The sequence below is a fragment of the Streptacidiphilus sp. PB12-B1b genome, from assembly GCF_014084125.1.
GTDB lineage: Bacteria > Actinomycetota > Actinomycetes > Streptomycetales > Streptomycetaceae > Streptacidiphilus.
In genome coordinates this window covers 2447864-2470508 of sequence record NZ_CP048405.1, presented here as the reverse complement: position 1 = coordinate 2470508, position 22645 = coordinate 2447864, and the positions used below count along the sequence as shown (strand labels likewise).

Sequence of the window (22645 nt, the reverse complement as noted above, 5' to 3'; positions counted from 1 at the left end):
GTCAGGCGGCCCGGGTCAGGCGGCGGGGGTGAAGCGGACCCGGAGCGAGCCCGGGCCGCGGGTGAACAGGCCCTGCTCGTCCGGGATCACGCTGTCCTCGGGGGCGATGTCGGGCAGGGCGTCCAGCAGTTGGTTGACGCCCACCTCGATCTCGGACTTGGCCAGCAGCGCGCCGACGCAGAAGTGCCGTCCGAGCGCGAACGCCAGGTGGTCGGCGGCGGCGGAGAAGGCGTTGGCCGTGGTCAGGTCCGTGCGGAAGATGTCGAAGGTGTCCGGCTCGGCGTAGCGCTCGGCGTCCCGGTTGGCCGCCGCGATCAGGCAGGTCACGGTGGCGCCGGCGGGCACGGTGCCGCCGCTCAGCCGTACGTCCTCGGAGGGCTGACGCATGATCATGTGCACCGGCGGGGTGAACCGCAGGGTCTCGGCGAAGGCCGCCGGGACGAGGTCGCGGTCCGCGCGGACGGCGGCGAGCTGCTCCGGGTGGGCCAGCAGGTTGCGGAAGACCCCGGCGATGGCCTTGTCGGTGGTCTCTCCCCCGGCGGCGAGCAGCAGGCTGACGAACGCCTTGATGTCCTCGTCGCTCATGGCGGTGCCGTCGATCTCGGCCGTGCACAGAGTGGAGAGCAGGTCGTCGCCGGGGTTGGCGCGGCGCTCCCGGATGACCGGAATCATGTACGCGGCAAGCTCCTCGCGGGTGCGCAGGCCGGAGGCGGTGACCTCCGGGTCCTGGGTGAGGTTGCCGAGGAAGCCGATGACCGAGGTGTACCAGGCGTGGAACCGGGCGTGGTCCTCGCGCGGCAGGCCGAGCATGTCGACGATCACGTTGATCGGGAACCAGGTGGCGAACTGGCCGACCAGGTCGGCCCGGCCGTCGCCGCGGAAGCGCTCGATCAGCTCGGCGGCGTTGCGCTCGATCACCGGCAGGAACTTCTCCTGCAGCTCCTTGCCCCGGAAGGCGGGGGCGACCAGCGCGCGGCGGACCGAGTGCTCACGTCCGCCCATCTGCAGGATGGTGCGGCCGTGCACGGGCTCGATCTGCCAGTCGTAGTTGTCGCTGGTGAAGACCGGGTCCTTGAAGGCCCGTTCGACGTCCTGGTAGCGGGAGACGATGTAACTCTGCATCCCCTCGTGCCAGATCAGCGGGTACTGCTCGCGCATGGTCCGGTAGGCGGCGTACGGGTCCGCCGCGAACGCTGCGGACAGGATGTCCGGTGCCTGCGGGCCAGTGGTCACGGCGAACTCCTCGGGGCGGCGGGGCAGCGGGGCGGGGCGCGGCCCGGTGCGAGGCGACCGGGCGGCGGTTCACCCTACTGATCCCCGATGATCATAGGAATGAATGGGATCTTCTTTCGGCCACCGCTCAGCCGGAAGCTCCGCGCCCTCCCGGGCGTTACTGAGAGCATGAGGCGGCATCCATCGCCCGATCCGGCCGGGAGGCCCACCCGTGAAGCTCACCGACGACCTGCTCGCGCTGCTGAACGCGCCGAGCACCTGCTACGTGGCCACCACCATGGCCGACGGCTCGCCCCAGGTCACGCAGACCTGGGTCGACACCGACGGTGAGCACGTGCTGGTCAACAGCGTCCAGACGCACCTGAAGGTCAGGAACCTGCAACGGGATCCGCGGGTGGCGCTGGCCGTCTCCGACCCGGACAACCCCTCGCGCTACGTCCAGGTGCGCGGCCGCGTGGTCGAGGTGACCACCGACGGCGCGGTCGACCACATCGAGAAGCTCGCCCAGCGCTACCTGGGCGGCCCCTACCCCTGGTACGGCGGCCGCGACCAGGTGCGGGTGATCCTGGTGATCGAGCCGGAGCGGATCAGCGGCACCGGCTGACCGTCCGTCCCGTCGCCGAACGTGAACCACGACCCGTTGTGAACCGTGCAGTTGTGAACCGTGACAGAGAGGCCCGGCCATGACCGACAAGCCCGTCCTGCAGCCCAGCCCCGCCCACCCGATCACCGTCGACGCCAACCCGGCCCGGGTGGTCGTCTCGGTGGCCGGGCGGGTGGTCGCCGACACCCGCAACGCGCTGACGCTGCGTGAGGCGTCCTACCCGCCGGTCCAGTACATCCCGCTGGCCGACGTGGACCGCTCCCTGCTGGAGCGGACGGACACCACCAGCTACTGCCCGTTCAAGGGCGACGCCAGCTACTACAGCATCCCGGCCGGCGGCGCGCGCTCGGTGGACGCCATCTGGTCCTACGAGGCGCCGCACGCCGCCGTCGCCGAGATCAAGGACCACGTGGCCTTCTACCCCGACCGCGTGGACTCCATCACCGAGCAGCCCGCCGACTGACCCCGGCGGGCTCCGCCGCCCGTCAGGCCCCGGAGAACTCCGGGACGATGCCGCTGCCGTAGGCGTCGATCACCTCCTCCACCGCGTCGTGCATGGCGTACACGGCGAACTGGTCGACGCCCAGGTCCCGCAGCTGCTCCAGCCGGTCCCGGTGCGCCGACAGCGGGCCCAGCAGGCAGAAGCGGTCGACGATCCCGTCCGGCACGAACGCCGTGTCGGGGTTGTCGGCCCGGCCGTGGTGGCTGTAGTCGTACCCCTGCCGGGCCTTGATGTAGTCGGTGAGGGCCTCCGGCACCAGCCCGGAGTGCTCGCCGTAGCGGGCGACCAGGTCGGCGACGTGGTTGCCGACCATGCCGCCGAACCACCGGCACTGCTCCCGGGCGTGCGCCAACTGCTCCGGGCTGCCGTCGGTGACGTACGCGGGCGCGGCCACGCAGATGGTGATCGAGGCGGGGTCGCGGCCCGCCTGCTCGGCGGCGGTGCGCACCGACTTGACCATCCACTCGGTCAGGTACGGGTCGGCGAGCTGCAGGATGAAGCCGTCGGCCTGGCGGCCGGTCAGCTCCAGCGCCTTGGGGCCGTAGGCGCCCATCCACACCGGCAGCGCGCCGTCGCGGACCCACGGCAGCCGCATGGCGGTGCCGTCGACCTCGGCCTCGCGGCCCTCGGCCAGCTCCTTGATGGCGTGCATGGCCTGGCCGAGCCGGGCCAGGGTGGCGGGCTTGCGCCCGGCGACCCGCATGGCCGAGTCGCCCCGGCCGATGCCGCAGACGGTCCGGTTGCCGTACATGTCGTTGAGGGTGGCGAAGAGGGAGGCGGTGACCTCCCAGCTCCGGGTGGAGGGGTTGGTCACCATCGGGCCGACCGTCAGCGTCCTGGTCTCGGCCAGGATCCGGCTGTAGACGACGAAGGGCTCCTGCCACAGGACGACCGAGTCGAAGGTCCAGCCGTGGCTGAACCCGACGGCCTCGGCGCGCTTCATCCGGTCGACGAGCAGCCGGGCGGGCGGGTCGGTCTGCAGGACGAGGCCGAAGTCCACTGGGGCTCCAATCGCTGGGGGTTCGTCAGAGGGGTGGCGGGCGGGTTTCCGGCCGGTCAGATCAGGTACTGGCTGGTGCCGCGCGGCAGGTAGACGCCGTGGCCGGCCCGGCCCACGTACGCGCCCCGGTCGACGACGGCGGTGCCGCGCGACAGCACCGTCCGCGCCCGCCCGGTGACCTCGCGGCCCTCGTAGGCGGAGTAGTCGACGTTCATGTGGTGGGTGGCGGCGGACATGGTGTAGCGCTCGCGCGGGTCGAAGATGACGATGTCGGCGTCGGCGCCGGGGGCGATGGTGCCCTTGCGCGGGTAGAGGCCGAACATCCGCGCCGGGGTGGCGCAGGCCAGCTCGATCCAGCGGCGGCGGCTGAGGTGGCCGTCCAGGACCGCCTGGTGCAGCAGGTCCATCCGGTTCTCCACGCCGGGCATGCCGTTGGGGATCTTCGAGAAGTCGCCCCGGCCCAGCTCCTTCTGCCCGGAGAAGCAGAACGGGCAGTGGTCGGTGGAGACCACCGACAGGTCGTCGGTGCGCAGCCCGCGCCAGAGCGCGGCCTGGTGCTCGCGCGGCCGCAGCGGGGTGCTGCAGACGTACTTGGCGCCCTCGAAGCCGTCGGCGCCGGGCTCGGCCAGGTTGTCGGTGGACAGGAACAGGTACTGCGGACAGGTCTCGCCGAAGACGTTCAGCCCCAGGTCGCGGGCGGCGGTGATCTCCGCCAGCGCCTGCTCGGCGGAGACGTGGACGACGTACAGCGGGGCCCCGGCGACCCGGGCCAGCTGGATCGCCCGGTGGGTGGCCTCGGCCTCCAGCAGCTCCCGCCGGACCTCGCCGTGGTAGCGCGGATCGGTGCGCCCGGCCGCCAGCGCCTGCTGGACCAGGACGTCGATGGCGATGCCGTTCTCGGCGTGCATCATGATCAGGCCGCCGTTGCCCGCCGACCGCTGCATGGCGCGCAGGATCCGGCCGTCGTCGCTGTAGAAGACGCCGGGGTAGGCCATGAACAGCTTGAAGGAGGTGACGCCCTCCTCCACCAGGACGTCCATCTCCTTGAGGCTGTCCTCGGTGACGTCCGACATGATCATGTGGAAGGCGTAGTCGACGGCGCAGACGCCCTCGGCCTTGGCGTGCCAGGTGTCCAGGCCGTCGCGCAGCGAGCGGCCGACGGACTGCACGGCGAAGTCCACGATGGTGGTGGTGCCGCCCCAGGCGGCGGCCCGGGTGCCGGTCTCGAAGGTGTCGGACGCGGCGGTGCCGCCGAACGGCAGCTCCATGTGGGTGTGCGCGTCCACGCCGCCCGGGATGACGTAGTGGTCGGCGGCGTCGTACTCGGTGTCGGCGGTCCAGGCGTGCGCGGCGCCGCTGCCGGTGGCGGCGATGGCGGCCACCCGCTCGCCCTCGATCAGGACGTCGGCGTGGACCTCCTCGGCGGCGGTGATGACCAGGCCGTTGCGGATGACGGTGCGGCGGGTGCTCACTGGTGGTCCTCCTGGGCCGATGTCTGGTGCTGGGCTCGGCGGAGCGCCTCGATCAGCAGCTCGGCGCCCTCAGCCGCCTCCTCGGCGGTGAGCGACAGCGGCGGCGCGATCCGCAGGGTGTTGCCGAGGGCCCCGCCCTTGCCGATGAGCAGTCCCAGCTCCCTGGCGTGCTCCAGGGCGGCGGAGGCGGCCGCGGGCGAGGGCTCGCCGTCGCCGTCGACCAGCTCCACCCCGATCATCAGCCCGCGCCCGCGCACCTCGCGGACGATCGGCAGCCCGGCCGCGCGCAGCCGCTCGGCGAGCAGCGCGCCGGTGCGCCGGGCGTTGCCCTGGAGGTCGTGGTCGAGCAGGTGGCGCAGGTTGGCCAGGGCGCCGACGACGGTGACCGGGCTGCCGCCGAAGGTGGAGATGGAGTTGGCGCCGAGGCAGTCCATCACCTCGGCCCGGGCCACCACCCCGCCCATGGACAGGCCGTTGCCGATGCCCTTGGCGAAGGTGAGCACGTCCGGCGGGCCGGCCTCGGCGTGCGCCTGCCAGCCCCAGAAGTGGTCGCCGGTGCGGCCCCAGCCGGTCTGCACCTCGTCGCTGATCCAGAGGATGCCGTGCCGGTCGAGCACCCGCTTGAAGGCGGCGAACAGCCCGTCGGGGCCGGAGGTGAAGCCGCCGACGCCCTGGATCGGCTCGGCGATCAGCGCCGCGACCGACCCGCCGACCTGGCTGAGCAGGTCCTCCAGGTCGGCGGTGCAGGCGGCGATGAACTCGGCGTCCGACAGGTGCGCGAACGGCCCCCGGGTGCGGACGCCGCCGTGCACGTAGAGCGTCTGCAGCGGCGACAGGCTGGTCGGCGACCAGGAGCGGTTGCCGGTGATGCCGACGGTGGTGAACGACCGGCCGTGGTAGCTGTTGCGCATCGCCAGCACCTGGTTGGAGCGGCGGTAGGCGGTGGCCAGCAGCAGCGCGGCGTCGTTGGCCTCGGTGCCCGAGGTGGTGAAGAAGACCTTGGCGTCGGGGATGCCGGACAGCTCGGCGATCTGCTCGGCCAGCTCCACCATGGGCGTGGACAGGTACAGCGTGGAGGTGTGCAGGATGCGCCCGGCCTGCTCGGCGACGGCCTTGGTCACCGCGGGCAGGGCGTGCTCGGTCATGGTGGTCAGGATGCCGCCGAAGAAGTCCAGGTAGCGCCGCCCCTGGGCGTCCCAGACGTGGCGGCCCTCGCCGTGCGTCAGTTCGATGGGCTCGTCGTAGTAGACGGCCAGCCAGGCCGGGGTGACGGCGCGGTGGCGGCGGACGAGTTCGGTCATACGGCTCGCGTCCCCTTCCGGGAGTCGTGCGGGGGGTGGTGCGGCGCGGCCCGGGGCCGGTCCGGGCCCGGTCAGGCCTGGCTGAGCGGCCCGTACGCGTCGGGGCGGCGGTCGCGGTAGAAGGCCCACTGGTGCCGGACCTCCTCGATCAGCCCGAAGTCGAGGTCGCGGACGACCAGCTCGGCCTCCTTGTCGGAGGCGACCTCGCCGACGAACCGGCCGCGCGGGTCCACGAAGTAGCTGGTGCCGTAGAAGTCGTTGTCGCCGTACTCCTCCACGCCGACCCGGTTGATGGCGGCGACGAAGTACTCGTTGGCGACGGCGGCGGCCGGCTGCTCCAGCTGCCACAGGTAGGCGGACAGGCCGCGGCTGGTGGCGGAGGGGTTGTAGACCAGCTGCGCCCCGGCCAGGCCGAGCGCGCGCCAGCCCTCGGGGAAGTGCCGGTCGTAGCAGATGTAGACGCCGATCCGGCCGACGGCGGTGTCGAACACCGGCCAGCCGAGGTTGCCCGGCTTGAAGTAGTACTTCTCCCAGAAGCCCTTGACCTGCGGGATGTGGTGCTTGCGGTACTTGCCCAGGTAGCTGCCGTCGGCGTCGATCACGGCCGCGGTGTTGTAGTACACGCCCGGCTGCTCGACCTCGTACACCGGGACGACGATGACCATGCCCAGCTCGCGGGCCAGGGCCTGCATCCGGGTCACGGTCGGCCCGTCGGGCACGGCCTCGGCCCAGCGGTAGTGCTCCTCCTCCTGCACCTGGCAGAAGTAGGGGGCGTTGAACACCTCCTGGAAGCCGATCACCTGCGCGCCCTGGGCGGCGGCCTCACGGGCGTAGCGCTCGTGCAGGTCGATCATGGATGCGCTGTCGCCCGTCCAGGCGGTCTGGACGAGGGCGGCGCGGACGGTCTGCGACGGTCCGGCCGACGCCGGTGCGGGGCTGCTGCTTGCGGATTCCGACATGACACACCCTCACCCTCGGCCGGGAGCCGGCCCGGGCGGATCCGGACGGCGTCCCGGAGAAGCATGTATCTACGTGCGTAGAACGTAGATCGTGACGACCGGCATGGCAATACGTCCGGCGTAACGCGCCAGAGTCGTTCTGGTTTCGCACCTTCCCCACAGTTCACTCGTACGAGTGACTCCGGAGCCGGTCAGGACGGCCAGAGCGAGAGCACCAGCGCTCTCAGCGAGGCCGCGAACAGGGCGTCCGGATCGGGCGGGGCGGCCAGGGCGGCGGCCAGCTCCCGGTCCTGCTCCGAGGTCTCGGCGTCCCACAGCTCCGGCTCGCCGGGGTGCTGCCGCGGGGCGCGCTCCCGGTTGCGCTCCACCAGCACGAAGCCGACCGCCTGGAACTGCAGCGCCCGGACGGCCTGCGCCGCCCGCCCGCCGCGCAGCCCGGCCGCGTGCGCCTCGTGCACCAGGGCGCGCTGCGCCGGGAGCATCATCAGCTCGGTCAGCCCGCGCTCGTGCACCAGCGCGATCAGGTGCGGCCGCTCGCGCAGCTTGCGCCGCAGCTCCAGGGCGACCGACTCGGCGCGCAGCGCGGGCGTCGCACCCACCGCCTCGATCCGGCCCATCTCCCGGACGGTGCTGGCGACCACCTCGTCCAGCAGCGCCTCGCGGTTGCCGACGTGCCAGTAGATGGCGGTGACGGCGGCGCCCAGCTCGGCGGCCAGCCGGCGCATGGTGAGCGCCCCCGGCCCGTCCCGGCGGACCAGCTCGGCCGCGGTTGCCACCACCGATTCCCTGGTGAGCTGACTGTCCGTCATATACGGCTGCCCGCCGTCGAAATGAACTTCCGCATGCGTCTTCACCCTTCGCGCGGACCGGAGTAACAGTGTTACAGACAACCCCCGGCAGGAACGGCGGAAGGGTGGAACAGCCATGGCACGAGTACGGTACGGCCCGCGCACGGAGGCGGACACCGCGGCGGCCGGCGCGGGCCGCGGCGCCCTGCCGGACATCTGGTCCACCGGCGTGGCGGCGGTGTGGGAGAGCGACCCGGACGCGGTGGCGCAGGTGCTGCCGCCGCCGCTGAAGCCCGCCGGGCGCCCGCTCGTGCGGGTGAACATCAGCCGGGTGGACCTGTTCGGCAGCCCGCTGGGCGCGGGCTCGTTCGCGGTCGGCGCCCAGCACGGTCCGCACGCCGGTTGGTACCCGCTGGTGATGCCGATGACCACGGAGCGGGCGCTGACCGGCGGCCGGGAGGTCTTCGGCGAGCCCAAGAAGCTGGGCGAGGTCGCTGTGGAGCGCACCGCCGACCCGGCGGGCGACCGGATCACCGCCCGGCTGGCCCGGCACGGCATCGCCTTCGTGGAGGTGCGCGGACGCGTCAGCGGCGCCCTGCCGCTGCCGGAGCCCGCCGAGAAGCTGGACTTCTACTTCAAGTTCCTGCCCGGCGTCGACGGCCGGGGCTTCGACCTGGAGCCGGTGCTGGTCCACTGCCTGCGCACCGAGCGGGTGCGCAGGCTGGAGTCGGTGGAGGGCGAGGTGCTGCTGCGGGAGTCGCCGTTCGACCCGGTCGCGGACCTGCCGGTGCGCCGGCTGCTGGAGATCACCGTCGGCGAGAAGAGCTCCGACCAGCGCGGGCGGGTGGTCGAACGGGTCGACGCGCAGGCCCTGCTGCCCTACGTGCACCAGCGCTACGACGACGTCCAGCAGCTGCTGGACGCCCCGGCGCCCCCGTCGTCCGCCGAGGAGGAGTGATGGAACTCGCCACCGGGCAGGTCGCCGTGGTCACCGGCGCCGCCAGTGGGATCGGCCTGGCCATGGCCGAGCGCTTCGCCGCCGAGGGGCTGCGGGTGGTCCTGGCCGACGTGGAGGAGGCCGCCCTGGACAAGGCCGTCGCCGGTCTGCGCGAGAGCGGCGCGCAGGCCGTCGGGCAGGTCACCGACGTCTCCGAGCGCGACGCCGTGGAGGAGCTGGCGGACGCCGCCTACCGGGCCTTCGGCGCGGTGCACGTGCTGTGCAACAACGCCGGGGTCGGCTCCGGCGCCGAGGGCCGGATGTGGGAGCACGACCCCAACGACTGGCGGTGGGCCTTCGCGGTCAACGTCTGGGGCGTCTTCCACGGCGTCCAGGCGTTCGTGCCCCGGATGCTCGCGGCAGGTGGCCCCGGGCACCTGGTCAACACCTCCTCCGCGGACGGCGGCATCGCGCCGCTGCCCACCGCCTCGGTGTACGCCGTCACCAAGTCCGCCGTGGTCACCATGACCGAGTCGCTCTACGCCCACCTGCGCGCGGAGCGGGCCCCGATCGGCGCGTCGGTGCTCTTCCCCGGCCCTCACATGCTGCGGACCGGGCTGTGGGAGTCGCACCGCAACCGCCCCGAGCGCTACGCCAAGCAGCGCCCGCGCCGGACGCCCTACCGCAGCCTGGCGCAGTGGGAGGCGGCGATGGCGGCGGCGGGCCGACCGGTCGAGTTCACCCCGGTGGAGGAGGTCGCGGCCGCCGTCGTGGACGGCATCCGGGCCGACCGCTTCTGGATGCTGCCGCCGAGCGGGCACAGCGACCGGCAGATCCAGGCCCGCTCCCGCTCGATGCTGGACCGCAGCAACCCCGGCTACCTGGAGCACTTCATCCTGGAAGGGCAGGAGGAGACGTGACCGCCGCACCGCAGCAGCAGGAGCCCTACCTGGTGGTCTCCTCCGACTGCCACGCCGGGCTGCCGACCGAGCAGTACCGGCCGTACCTGGAGGCCGCCCACCACCGCGCCTTCGACGAGTTCCTGGCCCAGGCCGAGCACCGCCGGCAGGAGGCCACCCGGCTCGGGGTCCGCAACGAGGAGTACGCCCGGAAGTGGTTCCAGGAGCACGAGGAGGGGCTGCGCGGCGGCTGGGATCCGGCGCAGCGCGACAAGGAGCTGGACGGCGACGGCGTCGCCGGGGAGGTGGTCTTCCCCGACGCGGACGCCGTGGACAGCAGCACCGCCGCGCCCTTCGGGGTGGGCCTGGGGCTGCGCGGCGACCAGGACCCGGTGCTGGGCATGGCCGGGGCCCGGGCGCACAACCGCTGGCTGGCGGAGTTCGTCGCCGCCGGGGCCGTCCCGGAGCGGCGCTGCGGGGTGGCGCTGCTGCCCATCACCGGGGAGGTGCCGGAGGTCGTCGCCGAGGTCCGCCGGGCGCACGCCTCGGGCCTGCGCGCGGTGATGATCCCGTCCATGTGGGTGGACCGGGCGCCGTACCACGATCGGCGCTACGACCCGGTCTGGGCGGTCTGCGAGGAGCTGCGGATGCCGGTGGTGACCCACTCGGGCGCGGCCCCGCGCCACGAGTACGGCGACCACCTGGGCATCTACGTCACCGAGGTGACGTTCTGGCCGTCGCGTCCGCTGTGGTTCCTGCTCTGGTCCGGGGTGTTCGAGCGGTTCCCGGGGCTGCGCTTCGGCGTGGCCGAGTCCGGCTGCTGGTGGCTGCCGAACCTGCTGTGGTTCATGGACCGGCTGTACCTGGGCGCGCACGGCGGCAAGAAGCTGTCGCCGTTCCCGGAGCTGACCATGGCGCCCAGCGCCTACGTGGACCGCAACTGCTTCGTCGCCGCCACCAACACCAAGCGCCGGGAGCTGGCCCAGCGGTACGAGACCGGCGTCGGCAACATCTGCTGGGGCAGCGACTTCCCGCACCCCGAGGGCACCTGGCCGGACACCCGGCGGTGGATGCGCACCACCTTCCACGACGTGCCGGTCGAGGAGACCCGGCTGATGCTGGGCCTGTCCTGCGCCGAGGTCTTCGGCTTCGACCTGGAGCGGCTGGCGCCGATCGCCCGCCGGATCGGCCCGACCCCGGCCGAGCTGGGCCAGCCCGAGGACCAGGACGCGGTCCGCGCCGCCTGGGCCCCCTCCCGCGAGGTCGGCCGGCACTGGCTGACCGGGCACGACTTCCCGTTCACCGGCACCGCCGCGCCGACCCCGGGCAGCACGCTGTGACCGGGCCGCGCGCCGCGTCCGGGCCGGAGGCGCAGCCGGAGCACCTCACCGTGATCTCCGCCGACTGCCACGCCGGCGCCGACCTGCTGGACTACCGGCCCTACCTGGAGGCCCGGCACCACGACGCCTTCGACGCCTGGGCGGCCTCGTACACCAACCCCTACGCCGACCTGCAGGCCCCGGAGGCGGAGCGGAACTGGGACTCGGACCGGCGGCTGGCCGAGCTGGAGCAGGACGGCATCGTGGCGGAGGTGGTGTACCCCAACACCGTCCCGCCGTTCTTCCCCAGCGCCTCGCTGGCGGCGGGCCACCCCGTCGGCGCCGAGTACGAGCTGCGCTGGGCCGGGCTGCGGGCGCACAACCGGTGGATGGCCGACTTCTGCGCGCTGGCCCCCGGGCGCCGGGCCGGGACCTTCCAGGTGCTGCTGGCCGACGTGGACCAGGCCGTCGCCGAGGTCCGCCGCTGCCATGCGGCCGGGCTGACCGGCGGCATGGTGCTGCCGGGCGTCCCGCCGGGCTCGCCGGTGCCGGAGCTGTACTCCCCGGCGTACGACCCGCTCTGGGCGGTCTGCGCGGAGCTGGGCGTGCCGGTCGACCACCACGGCGGCTCGGCCGGTCCGGAGCTGGGCGCGGAACCGGCCGCGCGCGCGGTGTTCATGGTGGAGACCACCTGGTTCTCGCACCGGGCGCTGTGGCACCTGCTCTTCGGCGGGGCGTTCCGGCGCCACCCCGGGCTGCGGCTGGTGCTGACCGAGCAGGGCTCGGGCTGGATCCCGGGCGTGCTGGACATGCTGGACTACTACCACCGGCGGCTGGTCGGCGCGTCCGGCCGGGCGGCCACCGCCGAGTCCAAGTTCGGCGCGGGCCTGGCCGAGGCGGTGGGCGGGAGCCCGAGCGAGGTCTGGCGGCGCAACTGCTTCGTCGGCGCCAGCTTCATGCGGGCGCACGAGGTGCCGCTGCGCGGGCGGATCGGCCTCGACAAGATCATGTGGGGCAGCGACTACCCCCATGACGAGGGCACCTGGCCGCACACCACCGAGGCGCTGCGCACCGCGTACGCCGGGCTGCCGTACCGGGAGGTGGCGGCCATGGCGGGCGGCAACGCGGCGACCGTCTACGGCTTCGACCTGCCCGCGCTGGACGCGCTGGCGGCGACCGTGGGCCCGCTGGTGGCCGAGGTCGCCGAACCGCTGGAGTCGCCCCCGCCGGGCGCCACCAGCCCGGCGTTCGCGCCCGGCTCCTCGGTCCGGGTCTGGTGACCGGCCCGGCGGCGTGACGCGGGTGCACCGTGGGGCGGCTGCGCCGGGGCCCGGCGCAGCCGCGTCGGCCGGTTGTCCGATACCGGTCGGTAACAGCCTCTAGCCAGGGCCGATCCGCCGAACTACGCTTCCGGCCATGCCGAATCTGCCCAATGCCGTGCTGTGGTCGATCCCCGCCTTCGTCCTGTTGACGGTCATCGAGATCGTCTCCTTCCTGATCCACCCTGACGAGGACGAGCAGGGCTACACGGGCAGAGACACCGCCACCAGCCTCACCATGGGGCTGGGCAGCCTGGTCACCAACCTGGGCTGGAAGATCCCCGCGTTCGCCCTCTACAACGTGCTGTACAGCCTGACCCCGCTGCGGGTGCCGGTGCTGTGGTGGACCACCGTGCCGCTGATGCTGCTCGGCCAGGACTTCTGCTACTACTGGTCGCACCGCAGCACGCACCGGGTGCGGCTGCTGTGGGCGCAGCACGTGGTGCACCACTCCAGCCGGAACTACAACCTCTCCACCGCGCTCCGACAGCCCTGGACCGACCTGACCTTCGGCCTGTTCTACGCGCCGCTGGTGGTGCTCGGCGTCTCCCCCGCCGCGGTGGCGTTCTGCTCCTCGGTGAACCTGGTGTACCAGTTCTGGATCCACACCGAGCGGATCGACAGGCTGCCCCGCCCGGTCGAGTTCGTCCTCAACACCCCCTCGCACCACCGGGTGCACCACGCCTCGCAGGGCGGCTACCTGGACCGCAACTTCGGCGGCATCCTGATCGTCTGGGACCGGCTGTTCGGCTCCTTCACCCCGGAGACCCAGCGGCCGGTGTACGGGCTGACCAAGAACATCTCCACCTTCAACCCGCTGCGGGTGGCCACCCACGAGTACGCCGCCCTCGGCCGCGACCTGGCCTCGGCCCGCGGCTGGCGCGAGCGGCTGGGCTACCTGTTCCACGGGCCGGGCTGGCAGCCGGGCCGGGTGTCGCCCGCGGCCGAGCCGACGGCGGACGTCCAGGTGGCGGCGTGACGCCTGGCCGGGGGCCGGTCGCCGGGTACGCGGCGCTGTCCGTCGGATACCTGGCCTGCGTCCTGGCCGGGCTGACGGCCGTCCAGGACGCCACCAAGCCGCTGCTGATGCCGCTGCTGGCGCTGGCCGTCGGGCTGCGGGCGTCCGTGGTGCGCCGCGGCGGGCCCGGGGGCGAGCCGCCGGTGCGGTCGCGGCTGCTGCTGGGGGCGCTGCTGGCCTCCTGCGCCGGGGACCTCTTCCTGCTGTTCGGCGGCGCCTGGTTCCTGGTCGGCATGGGCGGCTTCGCGGTCGCGCACGTCTGCTACATCACGCTGTTCGTCCGTGACGGCGCGCTGCGGGACCGGGCCGGGGTGCTGCGCGCCGCCGCCGGGTACGGCCTGGTCTGGGCGGTGCTGATCACCCTGCTGTGGCCGGACCTGGCGCCGGGGCTGCGGATTCCGCTGGCCGGGTACAGCCTGCTGCTGGCCGGGACGGCGGTGACCTCCGCCCGGGCGGGCCGGCGCACCGGCGCCGGGGGCGCGCTGTTCCTGCTCTCGGACAGCCTGATCGCCTCCGGCCTGGCGCACTGGCCGCAGCTGCCGGCGGCGGACTTCTGGGTGATGGCGACCTATCTGACCGGCCAGTACCTGCTGGCCTCGGGCATCGTCGGCGCCGGGCCGCTGCCCGGGCCGCAGCCGCCCCGGCGGCCCGCCGGGGTCGCGGAGGTCGCGGAGGCGGCCGGGCCGGTCGGCTGAGCCGGGGTCAGGGCCGGTCGGGCCGTCGGGGCTGCGGGTCGGGACTGCGGCCGGGGCTGCGGCCGGGCGCCGACGCTCAGGGCTTGCGGGCGACGCCGACCGCGGCCAGGCGCAGCACCGGGTGCTCGGTCACCGCGGGGGTGTCGGCGTCCGGGCGCCACTCGGTGACGGTGACCACGCCCGGCTCCAGCAGCTCCAGCCCGTCCAGGAACGCCGCGACCTCGGCCAGGCTGCGGAACTGGCCCCGGCCCACCCCCTGGCGCAGCGCGGCCTCGGCGGCGGTGGTGCCCTCGTCGGCGCTGTCGCCGGGGGTGATCAGGTGGTGGATGAACACGTAGCTGCCCGAGGGCAGGGCGTCCACCAGCTGCTTGACGATCAGCGCGGGCTGCTCCTCGTCCAGGACGTAGTGCAGGATGCCGCACAGCAGCAGCCCGACCGGCTGGTCGAAGTCGATGTGCTCGCGCAGCAGCGGATCGGCCAGGATGGCCGCCGGGTCGCGCAGGTCGCCGACGGCGACCACGGTCTCCTTGCGGTCGGCCAGCAGCGCGCGGGCGTGCGAGAGCACCACCGGATCGTTGTCGACGTAGACGACCCGGGTGTCCGGCTCGATCTGCTGGGCGATCTGGTGCACGTTGTCGGCGGTGGGCAGGCCCGAGCCGATGTCGATCAGCTGCCGCAGCCCGGCCTCGGCCACCAGGTGCCGGACCACCCGGCGCAGCACCGCGCGCTGCTGGCGCACGCCGAGGTGGACGGCGGGCAGCGCCTGCTCGATGCGGCTGCCGACCTCGCGGTCGGGCGCGTAGTTGTCCTTACCCCCGAGCAGATAGTCGTATATGCGTGCGATATTCGGCTGCGGTGTGTCGAACTCGGTCACTGCGGTCCTCCCCGGACGTGTCCCTGGCCCCCGGGGCATGATCATAGGACAGCCCTCCGCGGAAGCGTCCGGCCGGACCGGCAGCTGTCACAGCGTCAGATCGACCACCACCGGGGCGTGGTCGGAGGTGCCCTTGCCCTTGCGGGCCTCGCGGTCGACGTACACGTCGGCGACCGCGGCCGCGAAGGGCTTGTTGCCGTAGACGAGGTCGATCCGCATGCCCCGGTTCTTGGGGAAGGCCAGCGCCCGGTAGTCCCAGAAGGTGTAGGCGCGGTCGTACTTCAGCGCGCGCGGGTGGACGTCGGCCAGGCCGGTGTCGCGCAGGTCGGCCAATGCCTGGCGCTCGGGCGGCGTGACATGGGTGAGGCCCTCGAACAGGGCCGGATCCCAGACGTCCTCGTCGGTCGGGGCGACGTTGAAGTCGCCGAGGACGGCGAACGGGCGCGCCCCGGCGGCGTCCTCCCGCACGGCCGCGGTCAGCGCCTCGAACCAGCGCAGCTTGTAGGCGTAGTGCGGGTGGCCCACCTCGCGCCCGTTGGGCACGTACACCGACCACACCCGGAGCGGGCCGCAGGTCGCGGCGATCGCCCGGGCCTCCTGCTCCGGCTCGGGCGCGATCAGGGCGTCCTCGGCGGCGGCCTCCTCGGCGAGGTAGCCCGGCTGCCCGGGCAGCCCGCGCACGACGTCGTCCAGGCCGATCCGGGAGAGCACGGCCACGCCGTTCCAGCGGCCGGTGCCGTGCGCCGCCGTCTCGTAGCCGAGCTCGCGGACCGCCTCGTGGGGGAAGGCGTCGGCGGCGCACTTCAGCTCCTGCAGGCAGACGACGTCCGGCGAGGCGGAGCCCAGCCACTCCAGCAGCTTGGGCAGCCGGGCGTTGACCGAGTTGATGTTCCAGGTGGCGACGCGGACAGTCATCTGGGCGCTCTTCCGTGCGTGGTCGGGCCTGCGGGAGACGGATCCAACCTACCGCCCGGCACCGACAACGGCGGGCGCACACCGCCCGGGCGCCGCTACCGGGGGGTCGGTGGAAGATCGCGCCGCCGCCGGGGGCAGAATCAGCTGTCGGGCCTGCCGGGAGCGGCGGCCCGTTCGGCGAACGGATCGGCGTGGTGAGCGTGCAACTGGCAGCGGCGGCAGCGGCGACGGGCTACGCGGGGCCACCGGCCTGGACCTTCGGCCGGGTCTTCAGCGAGTGGCAGGCCGAGCCGGTGGTCCTGGCGATCGCGGTGCTGGGCACCGCCGGGTACCTGCTCGGCCTGGCCCGGATGCGCCGCTCCGGCACCGGCTGGGCCTTCGGCCGGACGGCGGCCTTCCTGCTCGGCATGGCCCTGTGGGTCTTCACCACCTGCTCCGGCCTGGGCGTCTACGAGAAGTACCTGTTCACCGACCGGGCGGTGCAGTCGGTGGTGCTGCTGATGATCGTCCCGCTGCTGCTGGCCATGGGCGCGCCGGTGACGGTGGCACTGGAGGCCGCGCCGGAGCGGTTCCGGGGGCGGCTGCGGGCGGCGCTGCGCGGCCGGGCGGCCCAGGTGCTGATGTTCCCGCTGGTCTCCACGGTGGTGCTGATCGTCCCGCCGTGGCTGCTGTACTTCACCTCCTGGTACCGGCTCTCGCTGACCACGGACGTCTGGAACATCGCCTTCCATGTGGGCTTCGTGCTGTTCGGGCTGGCGTACTTCTGGCCCCGGCTGCAGATCGACCCGGTCGGCCGGCACTACCACCCGCTGCTGGGCGTGGTGATCACCGTGGCCGAGGTGATCTTCGACGCGGCCCTGGGCTTCATCCTGGTCTTCGGCTCGCACATGCTCGTCCCGGACTACTGGGCCTCGCTGCACCGGCCCTGGGGCATGTCGCCGCGCACCGACCAGTCCTGGGGCGGGGCGGTGCTCTGGGGCCTGGGCGACATCGCGGGCGTGCCGTTCCTGGTGGCGCTGATCATCCGGGTGGTCCGCGAGGACCGGATCGAGACCGCCGCCGTCGACCGCCGCTTGGACCAGGAGGCGGTCGCCCGCAGCGCGGTGAACGCCGCCGCCGAGCGCGCCGTGCTGGCCGACGACGCGGCGGCCGACGCGGCCGGGGACGCCCCGCAGCCGTCCGCGCCCGCCGCCGACCTGCACGAGCAGGAGATGATGCGCCCCTGGTGGCTGGACGACCCCAACCTGGCCCACCGCTACGGCGGCCGCCGGGAGGAGTAGCCCCGGGCGGCGTCAGCCCCGGCCGTACTCCTCCTCGGCCCGCCAGAAGAAGACGTACCCGGCCAGGCCGACCAGCAGCGCCCAGCCCGCGGCGATCACCCAGACGTGCGACGGGAGCAGCGAGGCGGTCACCGACTCCATCAGCGCGTAGCGCATCAGGTCGTTGAAGATCAGCGCCGGGTTGAGGTTCAGCACGGTGGCGACCCAGCGCGGCGCGTCCGCGGTGAAGCTGCTGACCGCCCAGAACACCCCGGACAGGTACATCCAGGTGCGCAGCACGAACGGCATGAGCTGGGCCATGTCGGTGGTCTTGGCGCCGATCCGGGCCATGAACAGCGCCAGCCCGGCATTGAAGACCGACTGCAGCAGCAGCACCGGCACGATCAGCAGCCAGCGCCAGGTCAGCGGCTCCCCGGTGGCCAGCACGATCACTCCGAGCACCCCCATGGAGAAGATCAGCTGCTGCAGCTGGATCACCGTGAAGGCGATCGGCAGGCAGGCCCTCGGGAAGTGCAGCGCCCGGATCAGGCCGAGGTTGTCGGCGATCGAACGGGTGCCCGCGAGCACTGCCGACTGGGTGAACTGGAAGACGAACACGCCGGTGCAGAGGTAGGCGATGAAGTTGGGGATGCCCCGGTTGGTGCCCAGCAGCAGTCCGAAGATCAGGTAGTAGACGGCCGCGTTCAGCAGCGGCGTCATCACCTGCCAGATCTGGCCCAGCCGGGCCGCCGTGTACATCGCGGTGAGCCGGGCGGTGGCGAAGGCGACGATGAAGTGCCGCCGCGACCACAGCTGCGCGGTGTAGGCCGCGAGCGAGGGGCGCCTGCCGCTGATGGTCAGCCCGTGGGCGGCCGCCAGCTCGGCCGGGCTCGGGGCCGAGGCGGTGTCCACGCCGCCGCTGAAGTCGCTCACCCCTCGACGTTCTCACGGCGGTGGCCGTGCGGCAGCGTGGACACACCCCCGGATTCCCGGGGCCGGAGCCCTCAGATCACCGGCGGACGGCCCAGCCTGGTCATCCGCCAGACGGTGCGCCAGCTCATCGGGCGGCGCGGGCCGCAGGGCGCGCGCCAGCCCTCGCTGAAGCCGCCGAACCACGCCTTCAGCGCCTCGCCGGAGGGCCGCCGGGCCAGCGTGAGCAGCAGCCAGGTGCCGGTGTAGAGCGGCACCAGCAGCGCCGGCAGGTTGCGCCGGGCCAGCCAGACCCGGTTCCGGGCGATGTTGCGGTGGTAGACGGCATGCCGGCTGGGGGCCGTCTTGGGGTGGTGCAGCAGGACGTCCGCGCGGTACTCGATGTCCCAGCCGGCGTCCAGGGCCCGCCAGGCCAGGTCGGTCTCCTCGTGGCCGTAGAAGAACTCCCCGGGGAGCTGCCCGGCCTGCTCGAAGACCTTGCTGCGGACGGCGCTGGCGCCGCCGAGGAAGGTGGTGACCTTCGAGGAGTGCAGCGGGTCGGCGGCCCGCAGCCGGGGCACGTGGCGGCGCTGCGTCTCGCCGCTCTCCGGGTCGGCGATGCGGAAGCTGACGATGCCCAGGCGGGGATCGGCCGCGAAGGCGGCGCGCAGCTTCTCGGCGTCGTCGGCCTGCGGCAGCAGCCCGTCGTCGTCCAGGAAGAGCACCACGTCCACGTCGGAGCCGTTGGGCCCGAACGCCTCGATGCCGACGTTGCGGCCGCCGGGGATGCCCAGGTTCTCGTCGGTGCTGATCCCGCACACGCCCGGGGGCAGCTGCGGCACCTCGACGCCGTTGGCCACGACCACGACGTCGATGGCCGGGCCGCGCTGGGCGGCGACCGAGTCGAGCAGCGCCTTCAGCTCGACCGGGCGGGTGCCCTGGGTGAGGACGACCGCGCCGAGCTTCACGTCGTCGGACACCGGCGTCACCGGAGCCGACTGGAGAGGACGATGCTCAGCAGGTGCAGGCAGGTCTGCAGCACGGCGATGGCGGCCAGCACGGCGACGGCGATCCGGGTGAACAGCAGGTCGCCGTGGATCCGGTCGGCGATCCCGGCGGCGAGCAGCACCAGGGAGGCTTCGACGCCGCCGATGAGGCGGTGGAACTTCAGCGCGGCGGCGAGCTTGCGGGCCCGGGCGACGCCGGCCGCGCGCGGCACCGAGGCGGTGTCCTCGACGGCGGACAGGCCGCGGCGGATGCGGGCGACGTCCACCAGGTCGGTCTCGGCCTTGATCAGGATGGCGCCGAGCGCCGCGACCGTGCCCAGGAAGGCCCACATCCAGGCCGGGCCGCCGTGCCGGTCGAACAGGTCGGCGGCGCGCAGGCCAGCGCCGGTGAGCAGCGCGGCCTCGGACAGGTAGTGGCCGACCCGGTCCAGGTAGACCCCGGTGGTGGAGGTCTGCTTGCGCCAGCGGGCCAGCTCGCCGTCCACGCAGTCCAGGCCCAGGTACGCCTGGATGAGCAGGGCGGCCAGCACGGCCCCGGCGATGCCGGGGATCAGCAGGGCCGCGCCGCCGAGGATGCCGGTGAGCATCATCAGCCAGGTGAGCTGGTTGGGGCTGACCGGGGCGTCGATCAGGTGCCGGGTGATCCGGGAGGAGATCCGGCGCATGTAGATGCGGCCGGCCCAGTGCTCGCCGGAGCGCCGGTCGAGCAGGCCCTCGGGGTGGGCCACCGCGCGGAACTCGGCGAGGGTGGGCTTGGCTCCCTTGGGCCGGCCGGGCCCGTCGGGCTGCCCGGATCGTTCAGGAGCAGGAGCTGACGTGTTTGACATAGTCGGTGTACGCGTCCCGGATTGCGGAGGGGTCGAGGTCGAGGTGCTCCAGGATGGTGAACCGTCCTGGTCGGGTCTGTGGAGCGTAGTGCACCGCCGCGACGAACTCGTCGTCGCCGAAGCCGATCTGGTCCGCCGTCACCGGCAGCCCGTGCCGCCGCAGGACTCCGGCCATCTCTCCGGAGAGCTCGAGGTCGCCGCGCAGGTAGGTGGCGAAGGCCGCGCCCAGGCCGACCTGTTCGCCGTGCTGGGCGCTGCGGGTCGGGTACAGGATGTCCAGCGCGTGGCTGATCTCGTGGCAGCCGCCGCTGGAGGGGCGGGTGCTGCCGGTGATGTTCATCGAGATGCCGGACAGCACCAGCGACTCGGCGAGGGCGATCAGCAGCGCGTCGTCCGCGATGGTCCCGGGGTGGCGCAGCAGCAGCTCTCCGGCGCTGCGGGCCATGGCCACGGCCAGGCCGTCGACCTGCTCGCCGGTCACCCGCTTGGACAGCTCCCAGTCGGCGCAGGCGGAGATGTTGGAGATGACGTCGCCGATGCCGGCGGCGACGAACCGGCCGGGGGCCTGCCGGATCACGTCCAGGTCGGCGATCAGGCCGATCGGGCTGGGCACGCCGTAGGAGCCGCGCCCGGCGTCGTTGTCCAGGGTGGAGACCGGCGAGCACAGGCCGTCGTGGGCGAGGTTGGTGGCCACCGCGACCATGGGCAGGCCGACCCGGGCGGCGGCGTACTTGGCGGCGTCGATGATCTTGCCGCCGCCCAGGCCGACGACCGCGTCGTAGTGGCCCGAGCGCATCTGGTCGGCCAGCAGGACGGCCGCGTCCAGGCTGCCCCCGGCCACGGAGTACCAGTCCGCGCCGGGCAGCTGGGGTTCGAGCCGCTCGCGCAGCGCCGCCCCGGAGCCGCCGCTGACCGCGACCGCGATCCGGCCGGAGGCGGAGATCCGCTGGTCGGCGAGGACCACCCCGAGGTCGTCCAGGGCGCCGGCGCGGATGTCCACGACGAGCGGCGAGGGAACCAGCCGGGTCAGTACTGGCACGCGATCTCCCGTCCCCGGGCGAGGTCCTCGTGGTTGTCGATCTCGACCCAGGAGACCTCGCCGATGGGCTGCACGTCGACCCGCTGCCCCCGGTCGACCATCTCCTGGTAGCCGTCCTCGTAGTACAGCTGCGGGTCGCGCTCGAAGGTGGCCTGCAGCGCGGAGGCCAGGTCGCCGGCGGCGGAGGGGTTGATCACGGTGAGCCCGATGTACTCGCCGGTGGCCTCGGACGGCTCCATCAGCTTGGTGATCCGGCGGACGCCGGTCTCCGGGTCGACGACGACCTTCATCTCCTCGTCGGCGAGCTTCTTCACCGTGTCGAGGGCCAGCAGGACGCCGGGGGCGCGGCCCTCGGCGGCGAGCCGGGCGTTGGCGTCCAGCATGGTGCGCTGCACCGAGGCGGGGTGCACGGTGTCGCCGTTGGCGAGCAGCAGGCCCTCGGAGAACAGCTCACGGGCGCACCACAGGGAGTAGGCGTTGTTCCACTCCTCGGCCTTGTCGTTGTCGACCAGGTGCAGGGTGAGACCGTACTGCGCCTCCAGGGCGGCCTTGCGCTGGTACACGGCCTCGGCCCGGTAGCCGACCACGATGGCGACGTCCTCCATGCCCACCTCGGCGAAGTTGCCCAGGGTGAGGTCGAGGATGGTCCGCTCGCCGTCCACCGGCACCAGCGCCTTGGGGAGGGTGTCGGTGTACGGGCGCAGACGGCGTCCGGCGCCGGCGGCCAGAACGAGGCCGATCATGGGGTGTCTCACTCTCTGTACTTCGTGCGTCTGTCCATCGGGCAACGGTGCAAGCTACCCGCGATCGTAGGCGAATGTGAAGGTCATGCGGGACGCGGGCCCCTCTTGGGGGCGTCCCGCTGAGGCGGGGGGCGCGGGTACGGCAGACTGTCGAGAGCGTTTTGACCGGCCGCGCCGAGCCCGGCAGCCACGAGCCGAAAGGTCCTCATCCATGCCGACCAGCGAACCGACGACCCTGACCGCGACCGAGATCCTGCTGGAACTGGTCGACGCCGAGGGGCGCACGATCGGTACCGCCGAGAAGCTCTCCGCGCATCTGAGTCCCGGTCGGCTGCACCGCGCCTTCTCGGTGTTCCTGTTCGACCCGCAGGGGCGGCTGCTGCTGCAGCAGCGCGCGCTCGGCAAGTACCACTCCCCCGGCGTCTGGTCGAACACCTGCTGCGGCCACCCGTACCCGGGCGAGTCCCCGTTCGTCGCGGCCGCCCGGCGCACCGCCGAGGAGCTGGGCGCGGGCCCGGTCCGGCTGCAGCAGGCGGGGACGGTCAGCTACCACCACCCGGACGAGGCCACCGGCCTGGTCGAACGGGAGTACAACCACCTGTTCGTCGGCATCGCCGAGCCCGAGCAGCACCCGGCCCCGGAGGAGGTCGCGGACATCCGCTTCGTGACCCCCGCCGAGCTGGCCGAGCTGCGGGCCGCCAGGCCGTTCTCGGTCTGGTTCGGCACGGTGCTGGACGCCGTGCTGCCGGAGGTCCGCCGGCTGCTGCCGGAGGCGGGCTGGTAGCGCGGGCGCCGGGGCTCCGGCCGGAATTCATCCGCCGGCCGGGGCCGATACGCCCGACCCGCCCCGTATTTCTTCCCCGGGACACTTGTGACGTGGGATAACGACAGGGCACGATGGCGTCATCCCGCCCCCGTGGCGATGTCGTGACCTTCCTGCCTGCCCTTGTTCCTGTGCCGATTCCGGACGCAGCCCCGCTGGAGGACCCCTTGGCTCTTGCCTCCCCCGGGAAATTCAGCGTCTTC

23 protein-coding genes are annotated in these 22645 nt (G+C 73.1%); 10 read left to right on the top strand and 13 right to left on the bottom strand.

The window, feature by feature from the left end; all coding sequences use genetic code 11:
- Window positions 1–15: 15 nt before the first annotated feature.
- Window positions 16–1158 (bottom strand): cytochrome P450, encoded by a 1143-nt coding sequence (locus GXW83_RS11190; RefSeq protein WP_370466873.1) that lies wholly within the window; start codon window positions 1156–1158, stop codon window positions 16–18.
- Window positions 1159–1444: 286 nt separating this feature from the next.
- Here GXW83_RS11190 and GXW83_RS11185 point away from each other — a divergent pair, with 286 nt between their 5' ends.
- Complete coding sequence (locus GXW83_RS11185) at window positions 1445–1837, top strand: PPOX class F420-dependent oxidoreductase (protein WP_182442928.1); 393 nt, start codon at window positions 1445–1447, stop codon at window positions 1835–1837.
- 79 nt (window positions 1838–1916) lie between these two features.
- A complete protein-coding gene (locus tag GXW83_RS11180) occupies window positions 1917–2300 on the top strand; it encodes a DUF427 domain-containing protein (protein WP_182442927.1) in 384 nt (127 codons plus the stop codon).
- 22 nt (window positions 2301–2322) lie between these two features.
- On the opposite strand, the gene GXW83_RS11175 is transcribed toward GXW83_RS11180, so the two are convergent.
- The 5 genes from GXW83_RS11175 to GXW83_RS11155 form a co-directional block, all read right to left on the bottom strand.
- The gene (locus GXW83_RS11175; protein ID WP_182442926.1) at window positions 2323–3339 is read right to left on the bottom strand and encodes a TIGR03842 family LLM class F420-dependent oxidoreductase; all 1017 of its coding nucleotides are present in this window, start codon (window positions 3337–3339) and stop codon (window positions 2323–2325) included.
- 56 nt (window positions 3340–3395) lie between these two features.
- Window positions 3396–4811 carry a dihydropyrimidinase gene (gene hydA, locus GXW83_RS11170; RefSeq protein WP_182442925.1) on the bottom strand — a complete coding sequence of 472 codons (1416 nt, stop codon included), beginning with the start codon at window positions 4809–4811 and terminating at the stop codon, window positions 3396–3398.
- Window positions 4808–6112 (bottom strand): aspartate aminotransferase family protein, encoded by a 1305-nt coding sequence (locus tag GXW83_RS11165; RefSeq protein WP_182442924.1) that lies wholly within the window; start codon window positions 6110–6112, stop codon window positions 4808–4810. The genes hydA and GXW83_RS11165 overlap by 4 nt, the downstream gene beginning before the upstream one ends.
- 71 nt (window positions 6113–6183) lie before the next feature.
- Window positions 6184–7071, bottom strand: coding sequence for a nitrilase-related carbon-nitrogen hydrolase (locus tag GXW83_RS11160; protein WP_182442923.1), 888 nt, complete (start codon window positions 7069–7071; stop codon window positions 6184–6186).
- 191 nt (window positions 7072–7262) lie between these two features.
- Window positions 7263–7880 carry a TetR/AcrR family transcriptional regulator gene (locus tag GXW83_RS11155; RefSeq protein WP_182442922.1) on the bottom strand — a complete coding sequence of 206 codons (618 nt, stop codon included), beginning with the start codon at window positions 7878–7880 and terminating at the stop codon, window positions 7263–7265.
- A 115-nt stretch (window positions 7881–7995) separates the two neighbouring features.
- Here GXW83_RS11155 and GXW83_RS11150 point away from each other — a divergent pair, with 115 nt between their 5' ends.
- The 6 genes from GXW83_RS11150 to GXW83_RS11125 all read left to right on the top strand — a co-directional run bounded on the left by GXW83_RS11150 (window position 7996) and on the right by GXW83_RS11125 (window position 14046).
- Window positions 7996–8817 (top strand): acetoacetate decarboxylase family protein, encoded by an 822-nt coding sequence (locus GXW83_RS11150; RefSeq protein ID WP_182442921.1) that lies wholly within the window; start codon window positions 7996–7998, stop codon window positions 8815–8817.
- Window positions 8817–9716 (top strand): SDR family NAD(P)-dependent oxidoreductase, encoded by a 900-nt coding sequence (locus GXW83_RS11145; protein WP_182442920.1) that lies wholly within the window; start codon window positions 8817–8819, stop codon window positions 9714–9716. The genes GXW83_RS11150 and GXW83_RS11145 overlap by 1 nt, the downstream gene beginning before the upstream one ends.
- Window positions 9713–11035 carry an amidohydrolase family protein gene (locus GXW83_RS11140; RefSeq protein ID WP_182442919.1) on the top strand — a complete coding sequence of 441 codons (1323 nt, stop codon included), beginning with the start codon at window positions 9713–9715 and terminating at the stop codon, window positions 11033–11035. The genes GXW83_RS11145 and GXW83_RS11140 overlap by 4 nt, the downstream gene beginning before the upstream one ends.
- On the top strand, window positions 11032–12294 hold the full coding sequence (locus GXW83_RS11135; protein ID WP_225446900.1) for an amidohydrolase family protein: 1263 nt from the start codon (window positions 11032–11034) through the stop codon (window positions 12292–12294). The genes GXW83_RS11140 and GXW83_RS11135 overlap by 4 nt, the downstream gene beginning before the upstream one ends.
- Before the next feature lie 136 nt (window positions 12295–12430).
- On the top strand, window positions 12431–13312 hold the full coding sequence (locus tag GXW83_RS11130) for a sterol desaturase family protein (protein WP_182442918.1): 882 nt from the start codon (window positions 12431–12433) through the stop codon (window positions 13310–13312).
- A complete protein-coding gene (locus GXW83_RS11125) occupies window positions 13309–14046 on the top strand; it encodes a lysoplasmalogenase (RefSeq protein ID WP_225446899.1) in 738 nt (245 codons plus the stop codon). Before GXW83_RS11130 ends, GXW83_RS11125 begins: the two co-directional genes overlap by 4 nt.
- A gap of 76 nt (window positions 14047–14122) precedes the next feature.
- Here the strand turns inward: GXW83_RS11125 and GXW83_RS11120 are convergent, their stop codons facing one another.
- Window positions 14123–14920: an SAM-dependent methyltransferase gene (locus tag GXW83_RS11120; RefSeq protein WP_255431291.1), complete on the bottom strand. Its 798-nt coding sequence runs from the start codon at window positions 14918–14920 to the stop codon at window positions 14123–14125.
- An 87-nt stretch (window positions 14921–15007) separates the two neighbouring features.
- Window positions 15008–15835: an exodeoxyribonuclease III gene (locus tag GXW83_RS11115; protein WP_182442916.1), complete on the bottom strand. Its 828-nt coding sequence runs from the start codon at window positions 15833–15835 to the stop codon at window positions 15008–15010.
- A gap of 194 nt (window positions 15836–16029) precedes the next feature.
- Here GXW83_RS11115 and GXW83_RS35050 point away from each other — a divergent pair, with 194 nt between their 5' ends.
- Complete coding sequence (locus tag GXW83_RS35050) at window positions 16030–17115, top strand: cytochrome c oxidase assembly protein (protein ID WP_182442915.1); 1086 nt, start codon at window positions 16030–16032, stop codon at window positions 17113–17115.
- 12 nt (window positions 17116–17127) lie between these two features.
- Here the strand turns inward: GXW83_RS35050 and GXW83_RS11105 are convergent, their stop codons facing one another.
- The 5 genes from GXW83_RS11105 to GXW83_RS11085 form a co-directional block, all read right to left on the bottom strand.
- A complete protein-coding gene (locus GXW83_RS11105) occupies window positions 17128–18027 on the bottom strand; it encodes an ABC transporter permease (RefSeq protein ID WP_182442914.1) in 900 nt (299 codons plus the stop codon).
- A gap of 71 nt (window positions 18028–18098) precedes the next feature.
- Window positions 18099–18971, bottom strand: a complete 873-nt coding sequence (locus tag GXW83_RS11100; RefSeq protein WP_182447224.1) for a glycosyltransferase family 2 protein — start codon at window positions 18969–18971, stop codon at window positions 18099–18101.
- A gap of 17 nt (window positions 18972–18988) precedes the next feature.
- Entirely contained in the window at window positions 18989–19675 is a 687-nt protein-coding gene (locus tag GXW83_RS11095; RefSeq protein WP_225447466.1) for a CDP-alcohol phosphatidyltransferase family protein, read from the bottom strand.
- Window positions 19676–19808: 133 nt separating this feature from the next.
- Window positions 19809–20876 carry an iron-containing alcohol dehydrogenase family protein gene (locus tag GXW83_RS11090; protein WP_182442912.1) on the bottom strand — a complete coding sequence of 356 codons (1068 nt, stop codon included), beginning with the start codon at window positions 20874–20876 and terminating at the stop codon, window positions 19809–19811.
- Window positions 20864–21619, bottom strand: coding sequence for a sugar phosphate nucleotidyltransferase (locus tag GXW83_RS11085; protein WP_182442911.1), 756 nt, complete (start codon window positions 21617–21619; stop codon window positions 20864–20866). Before GXW83_RS11085 ends, GXW83_RS11090 begins: the two co-directional genes overlap by 13 nt.
- Window positions 21620–21830: 211 nt before the next feature.
- Here GXW83_RS11085 and idi point away from each other — a divergent pair, with 211 nt between their 5' ends.
- The gene (gene idi / locus GXW83_RS11080; RefSeq protein WP_182442910.1) at window positions 21831–22403 is read left to right on the top strand and encodes an isopentenyl-diphosphate Delta-isomerase; all 573 of its coding nucleotides are present in this window, start codon (window positions 21831–21833) and stop codon (window positions 22401–22403) included.
- Window positions 22404–22645: the final 242 nt, after the last annotated feature.

What these genes read in the sequence shown, in the direction of transcription:
- GXW83_RS11130 (WP_182442918.1), top strand. Translation starts at nt 12,431, where the DNA reads ATGCCGAATCTGCCCAATGCCGTGCTGTGGTCGATCCCCGCCTTCGTC.
- GXW83_RS11165 (WP_182442924.1), bottom strand. Translation starts at nt 6,112, where the DNA reads ATGACCGAACTCGTCCGCCGCCACCGCGCCGTCACCCCGGCCTGGCTG.
- GXW83_RS11095 (WP_225447466.1), bottom strand. Translation starts at nt 19,675, where the DNA reads ATGCGCCGGATCTCCTCCCGGATCACCCGGCACCTGATCGACGCCCCG.
- GXW83_RS11115 (WP_182442916.1), bottom strand. Translation starts at nt 15,835, where the DNA reads ATGACTGTCCGCGTCGCCACCTGGAACATCAACTCGGTCAACGCCCGG.
- GXW83_RS11180 (WP_182442927.1), top strand. Translation starts at nt 1,917, where the DNA reads ATGACCGACAAGCCCGTCCTGCAGCCCAGCCCCGCCCACCCGATCACC.
- GXW83_RS11150 (WP_182442921.1), top strand. Translation starts at nt 7,996, where the DNA reads ATGGCACGAGTACGGTACGGCCCGCGCACGGAGGCGGACACCGCGGCG.
- idi (WP_182442910.1), top strand. Translation starts at nt 21,831, where the DNA reads ATGCCGACCAGCGAACCGACGACCCTGACCGCGACCGAGATCCTGCTG.
- GXW83_RS11145 (WP_182442920.1), top strand. Translation starts at nt 8,817, where the DNA reads ATGGAACTCGCCACCGGGCAGGTCGCCGTGGTCACCGGCGCCGCCAGT.
- GXW83_RS11155 (WP_182442922.1), bottom strand. Translation starts at nt 7,880, where the DNA reads ATGACGGACAGTCAGCTCACCAGGGAATCGGTGGTGGCAACCGCGGCC.
- GXW83_RS11190 (WP_370466873.1), bottom strand. Translation starts at nt 1,158, where the DNA reads ATGCGCGAGCAGTACCCGCTGATCTGGCACGAGGGGATGCAGAGTTAC.
- GXW83_RS11160 (WP_182442923.1), bottom strand. Translation starts at nt 7,071, where the DNA reads ATGTCGGAATCCGCAAGCAGCAGCCCCGCACCGGCGTCGGCCGGACCG.
- GXW83_RS11085 (WP_182442911.1), bottom strand. Translation starts at nt 21,619, where the DNA reads ATGATCGGCCTCGTTCTGGCCGCCGGCGCCGGACGCCGTCTGCGCCCG.